The 17,694-nt window shown below is 69.7% G+C and carries 16 protein-coding genes and 1 tRNA gene; 14 read left to right on the top strand and 3 right to left on the bottom strand.

Annotated elements, in window-relative coordinates; all coding sequences use genetic code 11:
- Positions 1 to 86: 86 nt before the first annotated feature.
- Complete coding sequence (locus FEF34_RS00080) at positions 87 to 1,133, bottom strand: hypothetical protein (protein ID WP_138051307.1); 1,047 nt, start codon at positions 1,131 to 1,133, stop codon at positions 87 to 89.
- 191 nt (positions 1,134 to 1,324) lie between these two features.
- On the opposite strand from FEF34_RS00080, the gene FEF34_RS00075 reads away from it, so the two are divergent.
- The 8 genes from FEF34_RS00075 (at position 1,325) to FEF34_RS00040 (ending at position 7,966) form a co-directional block, all read left to right on the top strand.
- Positions 1,325 to 1,588 (top strand): helix-turn-helix transcriptional regulator, encoded by a 264-nt coding sequence (locus tag FEF34_RS00075; RefSeq protein ID WP_138051306.1) that lies wholly within the window; start codon positions 1,325 to 1,327, stop codon positions 1,586 to 1,588.
- 169 nt (positions 1,589 to 1,757) lie between these two features.
- Complete coding sequence (locus FEF34_RS00070; protein WP_138051305.1) at positions 1,758 to 2,606, top strand: DUF6083 domain-containing protein; 849 nt, start codon at positions 1,758 to 1,760, stop codon at positions 2,604 to 2,606.
- Complete coding sequence (locus tag FEF34_RS00065; protein WP_138051304.1) at positions 2,603 to 3,085, top strand: hypothetical protein; 483 nt, start codon at positions 2,603 to 2,605, stop codon at positions 3,083 to 3,085. Before FEF34_RS00070 ends, FEF34_RS00065 begins: the two co-directional genes overlap by 4 nt.
- Entirely contained in the window at positions 3,082 to 4,551 is a 1,470-nt protein-coding gene (locus tag FEF34_RS00060; protein WP_138051303.1) for a UvrD-helicase domain-containing protein, read from the top strand. The genes FEF34_RS00065 and FEF34_RS00060 overlap by 4 nt, the downstream gene beginning before the upstream one ends.
- Positions 4,552 to 5,016: 465 nt before the next feature.
- Positions 5,017 to 5,418, top strand: coding sequence for a hypothetical protein (locus FEF34_RS00055; RefSeq protein ID WP_138051302.1), 402 nt, complete (start codon positions 5,017 to 5,019; stop codon positions 5,416 to 5,418).
- A 131-nt stretch (positions 5,419 to 5,549) separates the two neighbouring features.
- Positions 5,550 to 5,837 (top strand): helix-turn-helix domain-containing protein, encoded by a 288-nt coding sequence (locus FEF34_RS00050; RefSeq protein ID WP_138057182.1) that lies wholly within the window; start codon positions 5,550 to 5,552, stop codon positions 5,835 to 5,837.
- Positions 5,834 to 7,390, top strand: coding sequence for a helix-turn-helix domain-containing protein (locus FEF34_RS00045; RefSeq protein WP_138051301.1), 1,557 nt, complete (start codon positions 5,834 to 5,836; stop codon positions 7,388 to 7,390). The genes FEF34_RS00050 and FEF34_RS00045 overlap by 4 nt, the downstream gene beginning before the upstream one ends.
- A complete protein-coding gene (locus FEF34_RS00040; RefSeq protein ID WP_138051300.1) occupies positions 7,391 to 7,966 on the top strand; it encodes a transcriptional regulator in 576 nt (191 codons plus the stop codon).
- A 65-nt stretch (positions 7,967 to 8,031) separates the two neighbouring features.
- Here the strand turns inward: FEF34_RS00040 and FEF34_RS00035 are convergent, their stop codons facing one another.
- Positions 8,032 to 8,796, bottom strand: coding sequence for a hypothetical protein (locus FEF34_RS00035; protein ID WP_234042170.1), 765 nt, complete (start codon positions 8,794 to 8,796; stop codon positions 8,032 to 8,034).
- A gap of 210 nt (positions 8,797 to 9,006) precedes the next feature.
- On the opposite strand from FEF34_RS00035, the gene FEF34_RS00030 reads away from it, so the two are divergent.
- A tRNA-Met gene (locus tag FEF34_RS00030) sits at positions 9,007 to 9,080 on the top strand.
- 55 nt (positions 9,081 to 9,135) lie between these two features.
- Here FEF34_RS00030 and FEF34_RS00025 read toward each other — a convergent pair.
- The gene (locus FEF34_RS00025; RefSeq protein ID WP_171052749.1) at positions 9,136 to 10,173 is read right to left on the bottom strand and encodes a TniQ family protein; all 1,038 of its coding nucleotides are present in this window, start codon (positions 10,171 to 10,173) and stop codon (positions 9,136 to 9,138) included.
- A 176-nt stretch (positions 10,174 to 10,349) separates the two neighbouring features.
- Here FEF34_RS00025 and FEF34_RS00020 point away from each other — a divergent pair, with 176 nt between their 5' ends.
- The 5 genes from FEF34_RS00020 (at position 10,350) to FEF34_RS00005 (ending at position 17,213) form a co-directional block, all read left to right on the top strand.
- On the top strand, positions 10,350 to 12,332 hold the full coding sequence (locus FEF34_RS00020) for a DEAD/DEAH box helicase (RefSeq protein WP_234042169.1): 1,983 nt from the start codon (positions 10,350 to 10,352) through the stop codon (positions 12,330 to 12,332).
- Entirely contained in the window at positions 12,281 to 12,679 is a 399-nt protein-coding gene (locus tag FEF34_RS42245; RefSeq protein WP_234042168.1) for a helicase associated domain-containing protein, read from the top strand. The genes FEF34_RS00020 and FEF34_RS42245 overlap by 52 nt, the downstream gene beginning before the upstream one ends.
- A gap of 198 nt (positions 12,680 to 12,877) precedes the next feature.
- Positions 12,878 to 13,381 carry a hypothetical protein gene (locus FEF34_RS00015; RefSeq protein ID WP_138051299.1) on the top strand — a complete coding sequence of 168 codons (504 nt, stop codon included), beginning with the start codon at positions 12,878 to 12,880 and terminating at the stop codon, positions 13,379 to 13,381.
- Positions 13,382 to 13,538: 157 nt separating this feature from the next.
- Positions 13,539 to 15,974, top strand: a complete 2,436-nt coding sequence (locus FEF34_RS00010) for a DEAD/DEAH box helicase (protein ID WP_138051298.1) — start codon at positions 13,539 to 13,541, stop codon at positions 15,972 to 15,974.
- A gap of 342 nt (positions 15,975 to 16,316) precedes the next feature.
- Complete coding sequence (locus FEF34_RS00005) at positions 16,317 to 17,213, top strand: PIN domain-containing protein (RefSeq protein ID WP_138051297.1); 897 nt, start codon at positions 16,317 to 16,319, stop codon at positions 17,211 to 17,213.
- Positions 17,214 to 17,694 lie beyond the last annotated feature (481 nt).

The raw sequence follows: 17,694 nt of genomic DNA, 5'->3' as shown, positions 1-17,694 counted from the left end.
AGCAGCGAAGCAAGCGGTGTGGTGCCCCTCCGGCACGCGCAGCGGCAGGATGACCGGGGCCCGGCAAACGGGCCACAGTGCTGCCTTTACGCGCCAGCCTCTCTGGCGGCGTCTTCGCTGGGCGGCGAGTGCGCGGGCAGCTCCCACCGGACCTCGCCGCTGTCGTGATGATGGTGCCAGGCCGTGACGAGGCGGGCGCGGACCAGTTGGTCGAGGAGGTCTTCCAGCTGCTGGGGCGGCTGTCCGCACTGGCGGGCGAGGGCATCGAGCTCGCCCCCGCCCGCCCCGGCGGTACTGTGGGCGGCCAGGGCGAGTGCGGTCAGCCGCAGGGCGCAGGGCAGGCCGGGCGAGGCGGCCAGCGGGGCGGGGCGCAGCGCCCATTGGGCGGCGCGGATGCGCGCGGTGCGTCCGGGGGCCTGGTGCAGGACGGCGGCGTCGAGCAGCTGTGCCTGGACGGGCGAGCATCTGCGGCTGAGGCGGTGCAGCCAGCCGGCGTGCTCCAGTTCGAGCCACAGCTCCGCGCGGCCGTGCAGCCGCATGCCGCGCAGGAACCCGTGGGGCAGGCGGATCTGCCCGTGATGGTCGGCGCGCAACGCGCACTGCAGGGCGAGCAGCCGGGCTGCGGGGGAGGAGAAGCGGGGCAGCGCTGTGGCGAGGTAGGTGAGCATTTCGCGTACGCGCTGCTGCTCTGCCGGGCCGAACGGAGGCGTGGTGCGCGCAGGGCGCGCCATGCCGGCGGCCGGCTGGGCGCGGCCGGTGCCGAGCAGGGTGGGCGGCACGACGGCGGTGCGGCTCATCGCCGCCGCGCAGGCGGCGCAGGCATCAGCCAGCCGCCACGCACGGCCGCCGCGGTCGCAGGTCAGGGCGAGCAGGACGGGTCCCGCGCAGCCGCGGTGGCGGGGGTGCCAGTGGCAGCCCAGTGCCCGGCACTGGCAGATGCGCAGGTACCCGGGCAGCGTGTCGGCGCGGGCGTGGCGGGCCAGATGGGTGAGGGCGGCCGAGCGGGCGGAGGCGGCCGGCAGGACGGGGCTGTGTGCGCAGCGGGGACAGGTCAGGGCCGGCCCGCCAGTCTGCGGGCGCAGGTGCACCGTCCAGATGCGCTGCACCGCAGCGTGTGTACTGGCAAGCCGCATCGGCTCGTTGTCCCTCCGTTCTGGTCCGCGTCGGCCTCGCGCGGTGGCCTCCCGGTACGTACGTGGGAGCCGCCCGCACCGTAGTGCAGATACCTGCACTCACGCAGTGCGAGTGCAGGGCGCGCTCACCTGCACTGATAGTGCAGAAATCCGCACTGACAGGGCAGGTGTCTGCACCGTCGGATGGTGGGGTGACGATCTTGCCGCCCGACCCGGACCGCGACGCCCTGCGTGTGACGCTGGCGCGGCTGAGGAACGCGCGCGAGTGGACCTTCGACGAACTCGCCGGCCGCAGCGGCTTGGCCCGGCGCACGCTGATCGACCTCGAACACGGCCGGGCCGCAGGCACCGTCACCACCTGGCATGCCCTCGCGCACGCCTTCGATGTCCCCATCGAGCAGCTGCTCGGCTCGCTCTGCGACGACCACGCCCCGCCCGGATCCAAGGGCGCCTGACTCCGGCCGCGTCAGGCCTGGCGCGCCGCGCAAATCACCCGAACCGGCGAGCATGCATAGAACGCACACCCGCCGACTCGCATTGCCGTTCGACAGGGCTGGGCCGCCCGGGGGACTGCCCGTCCGCCATCCCCGCCCTCCGGGCGTGTCACCTGGCACGGTACTCGCCATGCGCCCCCACTCCATCCCCGGCTGCCACTGGGACGGCAGCCCTCGCACCGCCCCGGCGCGCCGTCCCCTGCGGGTGGCCGCCACCAGTCCCAGCCGCCTGCTGCGCGCCGGCCAGAGCGGCCGCTGCCGCCACTGCGGCAACCGCATCGACCTCTACCCGCGTGCCGACGGGCGTCCCATCGCCCTGCATCCCGCCGAACTGGCCACCGCCCACGCCCCTGCCTCCTGCCACTGGCACCTGAGCTCCGGCATCGCTCACCCGCACGGCGACGGCAGCGCCTGGTGCCGCATTCCGCACGCCGTGCTCTGCCCGCAGCGCACTCCCCTCTGCCGGATCAACCCGTCCCTCACGTCGGTGCGCCGCCAACTCGCCGTACGAACCCGTCGCCTGATCGACACCGGTGTCTTCATCCCCACGGCTGCCCCCACCAGCGCAGCGCCTGACGGCCCCGACCGCCCTCTCGTACGGATGCTGCTGGGCTACTACCTCGCCGACGGCCCCGTGGAGGCCATCCGCTGCGTAGCCCAGACGAGCCACCGAACCCGCTGCCCCCGTCCCGTTCTGGCCCCGGACGCCCCGCCCGGATCCTGGAGACTGCTGCCTGTCGGCACCCAACGCGGCCAACTCGCCCTGTCCGAACAGGTGACGGCCGTCTACGACCTCAGCCAGCTGCCCCATGCCGAACAACGGCGCTGGCGTATCCAGCGCTGCCCCGCGCACGCCACCACCCACGGCGCCGCCGACCTGGCCCTGGCCGGATGGCAGGTCTTCGATCCCCTCCTGCACGCCCAGCACCTGCGTACCGGTCTGCCATACCCACCGGCACCCGGCAGCAAAGAGAGGTGACAATGCCGCACCACGCCCTGGAAATCCTCCTGACGCGCCCGCTGGTCCCGGCGGAGCTCCGTGACGCCGCCCGCGTGCTGCCGCTCGCGACCAACCACGACACCACCCGCCTCATGACCCTCGTACGCGCCAAAACCCCCGGCCGCGCCGCACACCGGCTGCGCCAGCACCTCGCCACTCGGCTCCCCGTGGACGTGATCACCACCCACTACCCGGACGCCGCAGGGCAGGTCCTGCTCAACCTCGCCTTCCCGCCCGCCGTCCACGCCACGATCCGCCACGCCGCCCATGAAACGGGGCAGAGCCCGGAACTCTTCGTGAAGCTGGCCCTGCACCGCGCACTGGCCCAGCACGCCAGCGACGAGGCCGACCGGCTCGACCGGGCCGTGCAGCACCTGCTCGCCGGCACCACGGCCGCACACCTCCTGGCAGCCGTCGGCCACGCCCTGACCCGCACCCCCGGAGCAGCCCCCGCATGAACCCGACCGACGAACAGACGGCCGCGGCCGACGCCTTCCACGCCGGCCACCACCTCGCCCTGCAGGCCGGCGCGGGTACCGGCAAGACCACCACCCTGACCCTGCTCGCCCGCACCACCAAACGCCGCGGCCGCTACCTCGCCTACAACCGGGCCATCGCCCAGGACGCACGCACCCGCTTCCCCGACACCGTGCAGTGCAAGACCGCCCACGCCCTGGCCTACGCCGCCGTCGGCCACCGCTACACCCGCCGCCTGAACGCCCCCCGCCGCCCGGCCTGGCAGACCGGACAGGCCCTCGGCATCACCAAGCCGATCCGCATCGGCGACCGCGACATCTCACAAAAGACCCTCTCCAACGCCACGCTGCGCACCGTGGCCGGCTTCTGCCACACCGCCGACGAGACGATCACCCGCCATCACGTCCCCCGCCTGCGCGGTCTGGAAGACAAGGACCTGCACACCCAACTCGCCGCCCACATCGTGCCGTTCGCCCGCAAAGCCTGGGCCGACCTGCAGCACCCCGACGACGGGGCCGTGCGCTTCGACCACGACCACTACCTGAAGATCTGGGCTCTCAGTCAGCCGAAGATCGACGCCGACTTCCTGCTGCTGGACGAGGCCCAGGACACCAACCCCGTCGTCGAACAGATCTTTCTCGAGCAGCGCGGCCACGCTCAGCTGGTGATGGTCGGCGACTCCGCCCAGGCCATCTACCAGTGGCGCGGCGCCAAAGACGTCATGACAGGCTTCGAGGGCACTCAGCTCGTCCTGTCGCAGTCCTTCCGCTTCGGCCCCCACCTGGCCCAGGAGGCCAACCGCTGGCTTTCCATCGCGGAGGCACCGATCCGCCTGACCGGCACCCCCGCCGTGCCTACCGAACTCGGGCACCTCGTCCGGCCCGACGCCGTGCTGTGCCGCACCAACGTCGGCGCCATGGCCCACGTCATGGACCTGCTGGCCGCCGGATACCGCGTGGGACTGGCCGGGGGAGGGGACAGCCTGCGCGCCCTGGCCCTGGCCGCCCGTGACCTCAAGGAGGGCCGCCGCACCTCCCACCCCGAGCTGGTGCTGTTCCCCTCCTGGGGCGAACTGCAGGACTACGCAGCCCACGACCCGGCCGGACGTGACCTGCAGCCGCTGGTCGACCTCGTCGACACCCACGGCACCGACGCCATCCTGGCCGCCCTCGCTCACCTCACTCCGGAGCAACAGGCCGAGGTGACCGTGTCAACGGCCCACAAGGCCAAAGGCCGTGAATGGCCCTGCGTGAAGGTCGCCGACGACTTCACCCCGCCGAAGGACACCGACAAGCACGACGACACCGGCCGCCCCGTCCCCGGACCGATCAGCGACAGCGAAGCCCGTCTCGCCTATGTCGCCGTCACCCGCACCCGCCGGCGCCTCGACCTCGGCGGCCTCTCCTGGATCCACGAGCACCCCGACGGAAACCCGCCGGCACGCTGACCGCCCTGCGGCAGAACGGGAGCCGTCGGTGCGAGTGAACCGAAGCGCGGGCGCGGAAGGACCTCAGCAAAGGTGATCGCTTCCCGGCCGATGGTGACGAGCTGTCGTCGTTGATGGCCGCTGCCGGATGCGACCTTTCTTGCGCGAGCCCTCTGAAGGATGCGTGTTTACACAGGCCAGCCACAGTTCTGGAGCATGGTCCGTAGACTGACGTCCCCTTGGAGGCCGCTTCCCCTCGTCGCCCGTTGCAGAACCGGCCCGTTGCGGAAACCAGGGAGAGCGTGGCGTACGCGGCGTTCTCCGCAACCGGGGCGCCGGCTGAAGCGGTACGGCGGACAGGCTCGACGCGCTGCCCGAACGACGGCGGGCGGGAGGGGGGCTTGGGCGGAGTGGTCTGCCGAGAACTGCCGTAGGCCTTCAGGCCGGCCGCTGTCCACAGACGGCCCGGGGCAGGCTCCTGAAGCCATGAACACTAGCTCGCCGGGCCCCGCCCGCAACAACAGGAAGGCGCCGCGCTGCGAGCGCCACGATGCCCTCCTCCATCCGGAGGAGCAGGCCGAGCTGGCCGCACGGTTCCCGGCCAGCCACCAGGCGCAGATGGCATTCCTCCTGGCCGCCTACACCCGCAACGCCTCCGCGGTTGCCGCGCTCTTGGGCACCCGCGCGCGTACGGTGCACCGTTACTGCCGCGGTTGGTCGATGCCTCCCGGGCCCCGACTGCGCCGGGCCCTGCGCCGCCGTGTCCTGGACCTCGTGTGCCCACGGTGTCTGTCCGACCGGGCGGTTGAAGAGGCACGCCAGGCGAAGCGGGACGCCCGGCGCGCGGCCCGCCGGATTCCGCGTGAACAAGACGGTCCTCATCGCTGACTTGCAGGCCTGAGCAGAGACTGCCATAGCAAGGGCCCGCGCAGATCATGATGATGAAGCTTCTGTGCATCATTGAAAGCAATTGGCTGATATCCATGCGGAATTTGCATCGACTCGGATACAATGAGGGCGTGGGATTGACCTTGGAAGAGTCGCTGCGGTTGACGGTGGCCGCGTTGATGCAGGTGACGGGTGACTCGCAGCGGTCGGTGGCGGCAGTTCTGGGGCTGACGCAGACGCAGGTGTCGCGCCGGCAGTCGGGTGCCGTTTCGTGGAGCCTGCGCGACGTGGATGTCCTGGCCGAGCATTACGGCATCGGCGCCCTGGACTTGCTTGCGGGTCCGACCAGAGCATGCGAGGCGCTACACGCCGACCGGCGCCGTTCCGTCCGGGCCGAGACGAAGGGGGCGAGCCGGTGAGTGACTTCGACGCGATCGACTCGCTCCTCGACGCCGTCGGCCCGCAGGCCGAACTCCCGCCCTGCCAGGTACGCCGCGAGCTGCGGGAGCGAGCCCGGCTGTCCAAGGCGCAGGTGGCCCGTGCGCTCGGGGTGAGCCCGTCCACCCTCAGCGGATGGGAGAGCGGCCGGGACCCGGCCGGTGAGGTCCGCACCAAGTACGCCTATCTGCTGGACGGGCTGAACGCCAAGCTCGCCACCGAGACCGAAACCAAGACCATGGCGGAGCCGGCTGCGGAGCGGCCTGTGGCATCAGGCACTGCTGCGGCGGCCGTCACCTCTACGTCTTCGCCGGAAGTCGGCCAGGACGAGGACGAGGTGGAACTGCTCGCCGTGCCCGAGCCGTGTGTGCTGTGCGGCCGTCCGGCCGAACAACGCGTGGCGGGATTCGCTCAGCACCTCGACCCCTCCGACTGTCAGGAGACCCCTGGCGGAACCCCGAAACCCGAGCCCGCCGCGCCGTCTGCCCGGGTCCACGAGTCGCGCACAGCACGCCCGTCCCGCCCGGTCGGAGGGAAAGGTGCGGCCCCGCGCGGGCGGGCGTTCCAGGAGCCGTCCGGGCCGGCCGATTTGATTCACGAAGCGGTGCACGCCGCGCTCGCCGAGCACGGGGGCGATGTCGAAGCCGCGAGCGCCGCGTTGCTGAAGCAGGCGATCCCGGACGCGATGCGCCTGCTGGACGAGACCCGCAAGGGCGCCCGCTACGACGTGATCGCCCACCCCTGGATCCCCGACATCCTCAAGAAGCCGACGTCCAAGGGCGCCGACCAGATCTGGGAGGCCCGCCCCAAGTGGACGCGGCCCGAACTGCCGCCCGGGAAGCACGACGTCACCGCGCTCGACATCAACGGCGCCTATTTGAGCGCACTCAAGACCCACCTCCCGCTCGGTCAGCTGGAACACTCCAGCGGCTTCGCACACGACCGGCGCCGCGCCGGAGTCCACCTGATCACCCCGCCCGACTGGGAGCACGACGCGGTGCTGCCCAACCCGATCGGCCAGCGCGACGAACCAGGCCCCCTGTGGGTCACCGAACCGACCCTGCGCCTGCTGCTGCGCCTGTCCGGACCGAAGCACGGCCTGTGCGAGCCGCCCCAGATCCACGAGTCGTACACCTCGGGCGCCACCGAGAACCTCCTGGAGAAGTTCCGGATCGCCCTCAAGGATGCCCGCGACACCGCGATCGCTGACGGCGACGGGCTGACGCTGGAGTACGTGAAGGCGATGTACTCCAAGTTCGTGTCCACGATGGGGGAGTCGAACTACAACCGGGAGCTCTACCGCCCGGACTGGATGCACATCATCCGCTCCCAGGCATTCGCCAACCTCTGGATGAAGGCGCTCAAGGCCCACGACGCGGGACTGACGGTCGTGCGGGCGATGGGAACCGACGAACTCCACGTCATCGGAGACTGGCGCCGTGTCTTCCCCGAAGGCCGCTCGGTTACCGAGGTGAAGGTCAAGGACACGTACACCGCCGGGGGCACCGAAGCCGGCACAGGGCAGGAGCAGTAAATGCCGGAGAAGAACATCGACTTCGGGAAGTTCGGCGCGAGCGGCATCAAGGGCAGCGAAGCCGTCGCCCGCCAGCTCGACCGGCTCGCCGCTCACATCGCCACCCCGGTGACCGCCAGGCGCGGCCTGATGGCCCGCCTGCACTACCTGACGACGTCGGACAGGGCCTGGCAGGCAGCCAAGGACGCCGGACTGACCGTGAGCGACCGGACGCTGAAGGCATGGATGCAGGGCACCCGCCGTCCCTCGAAGGCCAACCTGGAACGCATCGACGCCGCCTACAAGACGGTGCGGCGCCGCAACGTCGCCCGCCACCTCACCGCCCGCCTCAACCGCGCAGGCCGCGGCACCCGCGTGGAGATCCACCCCCTCGACCAGTCCGGCGTGGCGCGCCAGCTCCAGCGGGTGGTGGCCCACCGGACGATGAACGTGCGCCGCTGGGACAAGATCGTCGGATCCTGGGCGGCCGGTGACCACCAGGGCCTGGACGACGCCTGGACCGCCGATGTCCTGCCCGATCTGGGCTCCCAGTGGGGCCAGTACGAGTACGTCAAAAACATCGGCTTCGCCGCGTAGAAGCCGTCCCTCTCGGCCCAGGGGACCGACGCCGGACGCTCCACCGGCGCGATCGGAGCGGTCAATCACGCGGTGGGCAGGCCCCAAAGCCGGTCGTAGGCGGGATCGCCGGGGAAGGCGATGGACTCGACGTGCTGCGGCGGGATCGCGTTGCGGTAGAGGACGTCGGCGTTGGCGGGGGCGTAGCCGATGGCCTTGCCGACGAAGGTGTGCACCACCGATTTGAAGACGAGGTGCCTGCCGGGACTGGCCAGGTCCACGTAGGCGGTGACCAGTGCGGGGCGGCCTAGGCAACGCAGCCTCTGAGCAACACCGGCAGGGTCGTCGCAGTGCTGCCAGTAGATCGCCTCGCCGCCCCAGAAGGACAGCAGCCGCCACGCCCCGCCTATGTTGTGGGTGGTGGCCTCGGTCGAGAGGGTCAGGCAGACCTGACCCTCTCGACCGCCCATCCTCGGCCTCCCCGGGGCGACCATGCTCTGGGAGCGCAGTGCCTCCCGCTCAGCGTCGGTCAGATAGCCCCGCTCATGGGCCTGGTTCAGGCGGTCGTCAACGAGTGCGGCATCCAGGGGGCGCAGGCCATGGGCACGAATCGCATCGGCCTCGTGGTCGAGCAGCCTGGTGCAGTGCTGCGCCCGCAGAAGGTGGCCGCGGAGCAGGTCGAGGATCTGCGCCTCCCTGTCCTCCAACTCCAAGTCGACGTACAGCTCCGGCTCGTCCAGTTCGGCTTCTTCGGCGATCTTGTAGATGAGATCTGCCAGCGGCCCGGGCCAAGTGGTGGGGCTGTCCACATCCACGACGGGCCGGGTGGTGGCGGCGTGAGCCGGTGTCATGGTGAGCCAGTATCCCACGGCCGGGACAACAGGCTCCGGACCGGCAAATGGGCCACGAGACCCGGACGATGAGCGGGGCCAGCGCGCCGGACGCCGCAACTACGGCCAGGTCAGGCCGACCTCGAGGGCCACAAAGATCCGGAACATACGACCCCCGGCCCATAATGGTCTCCAGCGCCCGCCGCTATGACGTACGGTGGTGTTCACCGACGCGGGGTGGAGCAGCTCGGTAGCTCGCTGGGCTCATAACCCAGAGGTCGCAGGTTCAAATCCTGTCCCCGCTACTGCAAGGTGGAGGGCTCGCAACCGTACGGTTGCGAGCCCTCCACTCTATGACGCCTACATGTCGGCGGCCGCCATGCCCAACTGCCAGGTCAGGCACGAGCGTTGGCTCCCCGGACCGGTCCGGGACGCGATCCGGCTGTGCCCCGCCCCAAGCACCAGCCCGCTTCGGCCCGCCGGACCGGACGGCGCGGGCACCCCCCTACGGTGGCGCCCCAGCCACATCAGCAGCGCCTGACGCCCTTCAGTCACGTCTACCCCCCACCCGGCCATCAACTGCTCCACGCCCGCAAGCCATCGGGACCGGTCCGCCGTATCCCGCCGCCCCGCGCGTTCGAAGTCCAGCATGGCGCCCGCGAGTTCCGCGGCCTCCGAGTAGATCACCAGTGGGGCCGCCCGCATCTCCCGCGCGTCCAGCCCAGCCGTCCAGGCCCGGCGCACCCAACATACGGTGTCCGGCATCCGCGTCCACCAGTACACCGCCACCTGGAAGGCATCGGCGAACAACTCCTCGCCGGCCGGCCCCCACCGTTCGGCCAGCTGCTGCCGCACCTGGTGCGCCGTCACCGTCTCGGGCAGCTCGGCCAGCTGCACGAAGTCCGGACCACGGCCGCGGGAGTCGTCCGACCAGTAACCGTGCCGCAGACAGACCTGCCAGCTGTCCGGCGACATCAGCCACACCGTCTGGCCGACACCCAAGGCATCGGCACACAGCGGGCAGTACCGCACGAGGTGCCCCGCCACGGGCTCCCAGCGCCACCACCACTGCGCCGCCTCTTCGCCTGGCAGCAGGTGCTCCGCGCCCAGGCTGGGCAGATCCTGCTGGAGAAGACCAGACGCACGGTCAGCAAGGACAGCCAGATAGCGCAGCCCCGCCTCGTTCATGTACATCTCGGTGGACTGCGGGTACTTCTCCACCCGTTCGGTGTACGCGGATGCCTCGCCCTGTCCGACGCGGTCGAGGAACGCCGCCAGGCTCAGGCCGTTGGCGTGCGCGAGCCGGTTCACGAACGACCCCGTCGACTCACCCGGCACCGGCCGCACACGCAGCGGCAGCGGCCGGCGAGGCCCGTACAGACCGGGATCGTCCAGCACCGCTGCCCTTCCGCCGAAGCCGTCACCACGGGTCACCGTGACCGGCCCGCCAGCAGGCGGTCAAGAGCACCGACACTCGTTCAGGTGAACCCAGGCGAACGCCCAGGCACGGCCTCGCACACTCCTTCCACCCTGTGAACCAGGTGCCTGTGCACACCGTCACCCGGGGGAGGACCATGGCCACGACGACACGCATCCGCCCGGACACGACCGTCCCCGCCCCCGCGACTGCCTCGCGCCTGAAGACCCGCCTGCGCGGAGGCCAGCAAATCGCCGTCGACACCGCCGCGAGCAGCTTCATCGAGGGCTACCGCCGTGTCAGCGTTTACATGGCCACCGGCACCGGAAAGACCCTGGTGGCCCTGCACGTCGTCCAGGAAACCGCGCCTCAAGGCGCCTCCCTGGTGGCAGTCCCCTCCCTGCGACTGCTTGAGCAGACCGCCGCGAAATGGCACAGCGAAGGACGTCCCGGCCGCTACCTCGGTGTCTGTTCCTCAAGCCACCCGGCAGACCCGTACCTGGCCGACGTCCTCACCATGGTGGGCACCGCCGACGACCTGGCCTGGCAGGCAGCCGACACCCCAGGACCGCTCAACGTGTTCTGCACCTACGACTCCCTGGACAAGGTCGTCGAAGCCCACCGCGACTTCCATCTGCCCCGCTGGGACGTCGTGGTCGGCGACGAAGCCCACCGCACCGCCGGTGACTACGACAAGCCCTGGGCCCGCATCCACCACGACGACAAGCTGCCCGCCCGCCACCGTCTCTACATGACCGCGACGCCCCGTGTCTTCGACGAGAAGAAAGCTCGCGAAAAGGGCATCAACGCGGACACTGTCATCGCCTCCATGGACGACGTGAGCATCTACGGGCCCGTCGTCTACCGCATCTCCCTGAGAGAGGCGATCGATGAGGGGCTCCTCGCCGACTACCGTATCGCCGGCGTCGTGATCAGAGACGAAGACCTGCGGGGCCTCCTGAACCGGCTTCCCGCGAACACCTGGACCGGCGAAGCCTTGCGTGCCGCAGCCGCTCAAGTGGCCCTGCTGGTCGCGCAGCACCGCTACGACCTGCGCCGCACGCTGACCTTCCACCCCTGCATCGCCGCGGCGGACGTCTTCGCCGAAACACTCCACGAGACCGCGGCCCTGATGCCCCCGGCCTACCACGCGCCCCTGCAGGTCGGCACCGTCAGCTCCCGGCAGAGTCCCTTCGAACGCCACAAGAATTACACCGACTTCGCCTCCGCGCCCCTCAACACCCCCGCCTCACAGCAGCCGGCCCGCCGGGCCGTCCTCACCAACTGCCGCTGCTGCGCCGAAGGCGTCGACATCCCCGCCATCGACTCCCTGCTCTTCGCCCACCCCAAGACCAGCAGCATCGACATCATCCAGTCCATCGGACGCGCACTGCGCCAGACCCCAGGCGACAACAAGATCTCCACCATCGTCATCCCCATCTACATGGCACCCGGCGAAACCCTCGAGGAGGCCGTCAAGAAAACCGCCTTCCACCTGATCTACCGGGTTCTCATCGACCTCGACGTCTACGACGAGCACACCTTCCACCTCGTCGACCACTTCCGGTACCCGAGCGACCCCACCGCCACCCCCCAGATCGCCCCGCGCCCGGAACGCGCCGACGAGATCATCCCCGTTCTCGACCTGAACGATGTCATGGCCCCCAACCGCGTATGGGAGGCCGCCTTCGAGGTCGCCACAGACTTCTACCTCCAAAACGGCCACCTCGACGTCCCCAGCCGCTACCTCCACGACGGCCGCTTCTACCTCGGCTGGTGGATCGGCGCACAGCGCTCCATGCGCAAGAACGGCCTGCTCCTACCCGAACGCATCGCAGCACTGGACACCCTCGGCATGATCTGGGAGCACCCTCCGCACAGCATCGAGCGCAAGCTCCTCATCGCCCGCGACTACGTCACCCGCCACGGACACCTCGCCCCCCGGTGGGTCGAACACCACCAAGGCCTGCACCTGGGCCGCTGGCTCGCCGACAGCCGAAAGGAAGCCAACACCCGCCGCCTGCCCCACTGCTACCAGCGGGCCCTGAACGAGATCTACCCCTGGTGGAACACCAAAGGCAGAGCCGAATGGAAACGCACCTACGCCCGCACCAACTCACCGGCGCCGCCCCTGTGCTGACCCAATGGCTGGCCGAGCAGATCGACAACCTCGCCGGGCTCGAGGACTACCAGCGCCACCTCATGGGCGACCTCCCCATCGAGCACCCCCTGGCCCTCCTGCTGCGCCGCCCGCGAGGCTCTTCCCAACGGGCCTTCGCCCGAGGGTTGAAGGCCGCCTACGCCTACCGCTGCCGCCACCAACACCTGGACGTTCCCTACAACTACACCTGCGAAGACGGCTTCGCCTTGGGAAGGTGGCTCGCCGAGAAGCGGCGTTTTCCGCAGGCCCTCTCGCGAGAACAACTGGACGCCCTGGAAGCCCTCGACATGCGCTGGATCTCACGCCACCGGCACCGCACACCCTGAACCGCCGACCAACCGGCAGACCACGGGCGCGCCCCTGCGCTCCGCCCCCCCCGAACGAACGGCTGCACCGGATCCTCCCGGCAGCGCCCGCCGCACCCGCCCAACAGACCCGGAACCCGAGCCCGGCAGACATCACCAGACGTACCGCAGCCCAAAAGCACGAAAGAACCGAACGACCTCAACCAGGAGCACGGCATCATGACGACACCGCCCCACTCGCCCGGCCGGCTGCCTGCCTTCAACATCGGCCTCACCCACGTCACACTCCCCACCTCACAGGTACAGGTCAACCGCCTGACCGAACTCATCAACGAAGTCACTCTGGGCACCGACGTGATCGTGATCGTGGTGAGCCCCGCCACCCACCTGGCCGAGACCGACGTCGATCCAAGCCGCTTCATCTGGCCGACCTGGCAGGGAGAGACCATCCCCGAGGCCCACCAGAAGTGGAAGGCCGTCTTTGCTACCCAGGACCGCACCTTCAGGGGCATCTACTACGAGGGCCCCACCCTTGAAGAGACGCAGACCTTCCGCGTCCCGGTCACCGTTCTGTCCGACGCGATGTGGAAGATGACCCAGAACGAGCCGCCCTGCGCGGTCCTGTGCACCGGCCTGACTGGAGACCCCTCCGCAGCCGAAATCACGACCGCCCTAAAAGAAGGAAGGCTCCAAGCAGTCCTGGTAGAAGCCCTGTTCGCCTAACCGCAGACCAGCCCCACGCCATCCCCTAACGTTGCACGGACACAACCCGCACCCACCGACCCGGCCCGCTCCTCTCACAACACCACTCAGCGAAGGACACCTGACACGATGGATCCCGCCGGCCACCGCTCCATCGCGCACTGAGGATCTTGTTTCAATGCCCTCTGAGGAGCCCATCGCCGAGATCTCCGCCGTCACCGCTTCCCGCACCCGCCCCGCCCGGCTCTCACTACGCCCGGACCAGCAGCGGGCGGTCGACAGCGCGGCACGTCACCTGGCACGCGAACACACCCGCGGACACATGGTCTCGGCTTGCGGCACAGGCAAAACGCTCACCGCGCTGCGGACCGCCGAAGCCCTCGACGCCCGACACCTGCTGATCGCCGTGCCGAGCCTGGACCTCATCTCGCAGTGGGCCAGCGCAGCCCGCAACGACGGACGCCCAGAACCGATGATGGCCGTCTCATCCCTGGCCGCAGCCAAGCACCCGGTCCTGGCCGGAGCAGCCGTCCACAGCACCAACAACCCAGAGTTCCTGGCAACGTGGCTGGCCCGGCACGAGCACGCCACTGTCTTCGTCACGCTTGACTCCCTCCCGAGAATCGAACAGACCCAGCACACCCGTGCTCCCGTGCCGACCTTCGACCTCCTGATCGTCGACGAGGCACACCGCACCGCGGGAAGCTGGGACAAGGACTGGACCGTCCTGCACGACCACACCCGCATCCGAGCCGACCGCCGCCTCTACCTGACCGCCACCCCCTACGAATGGGACCCACCCCGCCTGACCGAAGCACCCACCACCCGCCCCCAGCCCAAACGCACCGCAGCCACCGCCCCCGCCTGGGACACCCCCGCCCTCGTCGCCTCCATGGCGGACCCCAAGATCTTCGGCCCCCGCCTGCACACCTACAGCCACGCCGATGCCATCGACGACGGAGTCCTCGCCGACTACCAACTGGTCGTCCCCACGATCACCGACACCCACCTGCGCACCGTCCTCACCACCCCCGACACCTACTCCGGCTTCGGCCCGACCGCACGCCGCACCACCGCCCTGCACCTGGCAGTCCTCAAAGCGATGACCGAACACGACCTCCACCACGTGATCGTGTACTTCCAGCAGGTCGCCGACGCCACCGACTTCGCCTGCCAGTTCCCCCACACCCTGCGCACCCTCACCGACGACCAACGTCCCGCCTGGACCAGCGACCTGGTAGTCCAGTCGATCAACGGCACCCACAGTCCCGGCCAGCGCCACGACATCCTCACCGACTTCGCTACCGCCGACCGCGCCGTGCTGACCAACGCCCAAGTACTGGGGGAGGGCGTCGACCTGCCGGCCGTCGACGCCGTCGTCTTCGCCGACCGCACCGCCAGCGTCCGCCGTATCGTCCAGGCCCTCGGCCGCGCCCTACGCAAACCCCCCACCCAGACCGCAAAGACCGCCAGCCTCGTCGTCCCCGCCTACATCCCTCACGGCGCCGACCCCACCGACCTCCTCGGCACCCCCTACGAAGCCCTCTGGCTCGTCACAGCAGCCCTGCGCCACCACGACCAGACCATCGCCGCCCGCGCCCCCCGTACCACCGCAAAACGCCGCCTGGAACAAGGCACCCGCACGCTCCTGGCCCGCCGCTTCCGCTTCGACTTCACCCTCGACCCCGACAGCATCGCCCGGGCGATGGACCTGATCGCCTGGCCCGCCAACGCCGCCGCCCTCTCCGCCCCCCGCCGCGCCGGCCTGGCGGCCGCCACCCGCTTCCACACCGAACACCGCCACCTGCGCGTCCCCACCGACTACGAAGACGCCTACGGCTACCGGCTCGGCGCCTTCGTCACCGGCCAGCGCACCGCCCGCAGACAAGGCCTCCTCACCGAGGACTGGATCGCCGAACTCGATGAACTCGGCATGATCTGGGACGACCACGAAGCCGCCTGGCAGGGCAACCTCACCACCATCACCGCCTTCCACGCCGAGCACGGCCACCTCGCCATCCCCGAGCACCAGCCCGGCGGCCGCTTCCTCGTAACCCAGCGCGCCCTCGCCCGCGAGAACCGTCTCGATCCCGACCGCCTGGCCCAGCTCGACGCCCTCGACCCCCACTGGACCCTCCCGCACGGCCCCGACTGGCACCGCAAGTACCACCTCCTGCGACGCCACATCGAAGCCGGCCACAGCCTCGACACCCTGCACCGCGGCACAGTGATCGACGACGTGAAGATGGGAAGCTGGCTGCACCGCCAGCTCTCCACCTGGGACCGCCTCGCTCCCGCGCAACGCGATCTCCTCACCCGCCTGCGGCTGACCCCCGCCACCACCCTGCCCCCTGCCAAGCCGGCGAGGCCCGCAGCGAAGCGGACCCGCCGTTCCTTCGAACACAACGCGCAGATCCTGCGGCTCTTCGTCGAGCACTGGGACCGACCGCCCAGCGCACGGGAATGGATCGACGTCGACGGAGAACGCATCATGATCGGACCGTGGCTGTGCAAGGCCCGCACCCGGCGCGACACGGGCCAACTCACCAAGGAACAAGACGACTTGATGGCGCAGATCCTCCAGACGGACTGGACTTCCCCCGCATCCGAGTAACAGCGCCCGGCCCGCGGACAGCGCATCGGGCAGGCAACTGCCACTCCGCCCGCGACGGAAGGAGACCAAGCGAGCGCGTCACGCACCGGCGTGGTCGTTGATCCAGGCCAGACCGACCACCGATGGCGAGGACCGTGGACGGCTGGCCGCGTTTCAGCGCGGCAGGATGCCCGGTGTAAGAGCACAGGGACCGAAGCCTCGACCCGAAAGGCCCGGACAACGGGTGCAAGCTGTACATGACGGGAGCCCAGGCGCCCCCCAACAGGGCCCTGGTGCACGGGCTTTCCCGTGGCAGGACACGGCAAGGCGAGGGATGTCAGTCAGATGGGCCATCATCGGTGGATGCCACAGAAAAAGCCCCTCCCGCCGACCTACCGAGAGCGCCTCCTGGAGCAGCTCGATGCGATCGAGCTGGACTACCTTGCCGTGCTGGAAGCCTCCGAGATCCGGTACGTAAACCCCAACCGGCCGGGCAGCTACGAAGTCATCATCATGACCGCGGCGGACTGGGGTTGGGCACCGAGCGGCCCGGCCCTGGAGACCCAGCGGATGGACCTGCTGCGGCGCCTGCGGGGCTGGGAACCGCGGTTTCGGCTGCTGTTCCCGCACCCGACTCCCGAGGCGGAAGAGAAGATCCAGGAGAGCCTGGAGCATCTGGAGCGCTGGCTGGTTCGCGAGGGCACGTGGTCCGACTGGACCGTCCCGCAGCACATGCCGGAGGCGGTGAACCTCCTGCAGGCATCGGTCCAGCAGCTGCGGAGCCTGACCGACCTGTTGCCGACGGACCCGTGGCCGGTGCGCTTGACCGTCGACACCAACGCGCTGATCGACAACCCCGACCTCGCCGCTTACACCGACCAGGTCGGTCCCCGCTACATGGCACACCTGCTGCCGGTCGTATTGCGCGAACTCGACGACAACAAGCGCGCCGGCCGGACCGACGTCCTGCGCGAGGCGGCCAAAAAAGCCGACCGCCGCCTGAAGGGGCTACGCACCAACGGTGACGTCACCCGCGGGGTCCGGGTCGCTGGCGACGTCCACGCCGTCTTCGAGTACATCGAGCCCAAGTCCGACGTGCTGCCCGACTGGCTCGACCTGGGTGTCCCGGACGACCGATTCATCGCCTCGACGCTGCTCCTGCAGTCCCGGTATCCCGGCTCCGTCTGGTACGTCGCCACCAGCGACATCAACCTTCAGACCAAACTGCACGCCGTCGCCCTGCCGTTCATCGAACCCTGACCTCCGAGACCCGGGCGGGGTGGGACGACCTGCGCATCCTCTGAACATGCGGAAGCGGCCCGCTGGTGACTCATCCTGATGCCCGGTCAAGTGCCTCTATAGAAAGGCAATCTGAACGACTGTGGGTAGCTCCAACCTCCCGACAGTCACAAGACTCCGGCGCGCAGGGATCGGTGCCGAGAGGAGAGGCACGAGTTCTCATAAACATGAATAGTTTTTTGCTTCCTAAGAGAGGGACCTGGGCCTTGTCACCGTCGGCACCACCCGAACGTGCAGTCAGCACTGAAAGTGCTCGCAGAGCGGGCACTTTCCTGAAGAACCGTCACCAGGTGATCTGTTGAAGGGAAATAGGCAAGCTGAGGCGTGATGAGAAGCAGATCGCGGAGCGATCGGGTTCCCATCACGCCGACTCACCAACGTGCTCCACGGAGTGGAGCACACGGCCACGGAGTGGCCGACGGCCTGCGGAGCAGGCCGCTCT

The organism is Streptomyces marianii (genome assembly GCF_005795905.1).
GTDB classification, from domain to species: domain Bacteria; phylum Actinomycetota; class Actinomycetes; order Streptomycetales; family Streptomycetaceae; genus Streptomyces; species Streptomyces marianii.
The sequence above is the reverse complement of the archived record's forward strand: the minus strand, read 5'-3'. Positions and strand labels throughout refer to the sequence as shown.

What these genes read in the sequence shown, in the direction of transcription:
- FEF34_RS00060 (WP_138051303.1), top strand. Translation starts at nt 3,082, where the DNA reads ATGAACCCGACCGACGAACAGACGGCCGCGGCCGACGCCTTCCACGCC.
- FEF34_RS00010 (WP_138051298.1), top strand. Translation starts at nt 13,539, where the DNA reads ATGCCCTCTGAGGAGCCCATCGCCGAGATCTCCGCCGTCACCGCTTCC.
- FEF34_RS00055 (WP_138051302.1), top strand. Translation starts at nt 5,017, where the DNA reads ATGAACACTAGCTCGCCGGGCCCCGCCCGCAACAACAGGAAGGCGCCG.
- FEF34_RS42245 (WP_234042168.1), top strand. Translation starts at nt 12,281, where the DNA reads ATGGAAACGCACCTACGCCCGCACCAACTCACCGGCGCCGCCCCTGTG.
- FEF34_RS00080 (WP_138051307.1), bottom strand. Translation starts at nt 1,133, where the DNA reads ATGCGGCTTGCCAGTACACACGCTGCGGTGCAGCGCATCTGGACGGTG.
- FEF34_RS00015 (WP_138051299.1), top strand. Translation starts at nt 12,878, where the DNA reads ATGACGACACCGCCCCACTCGCCCGGCCGGCTGCCTGCCTTCAACATC.
- FEF34_RS00005 (WP_138051297.1), top strand. Translation starts at nt 16,317, where the DNA reads ATGCCACAGAAAAAGCCCCTCCCGCCGACCTACCGAGAGCGCCTCCTG.
- FEF34_RS00035 (WP_234042170.1), bottom strand. Translation starts at nt 8,796, where the DNA reads ATGACACCGGCTCACGCCGCCACCACCCGGCCCGTCGTGGATGTGGAC.
- FEF34_RS00040 (WP_138051300.1), top strand. Translation starts at nt 7,391, where the DNA reads ATGCCGGAGAAGAACATCGACTTCGGGAAGTTCGGCGCGAGCGGCATC.
- FEF34_RS00070 (WP_138051305.1), top strand. Translation starts at nt 1,758, where the DNA reads ATGCGCCCCCACTCCATCCCCGGCTGCCACTGGGACGGCAGCCCTCGC.
- FEF34_RS00020 (WP_234042169.1), top strand. Translation starts at nt 10,350, where the DNA reads ATGGCCACGACGACACGCATCCGCCCGGACACGACCGTCCCCGCCCCC.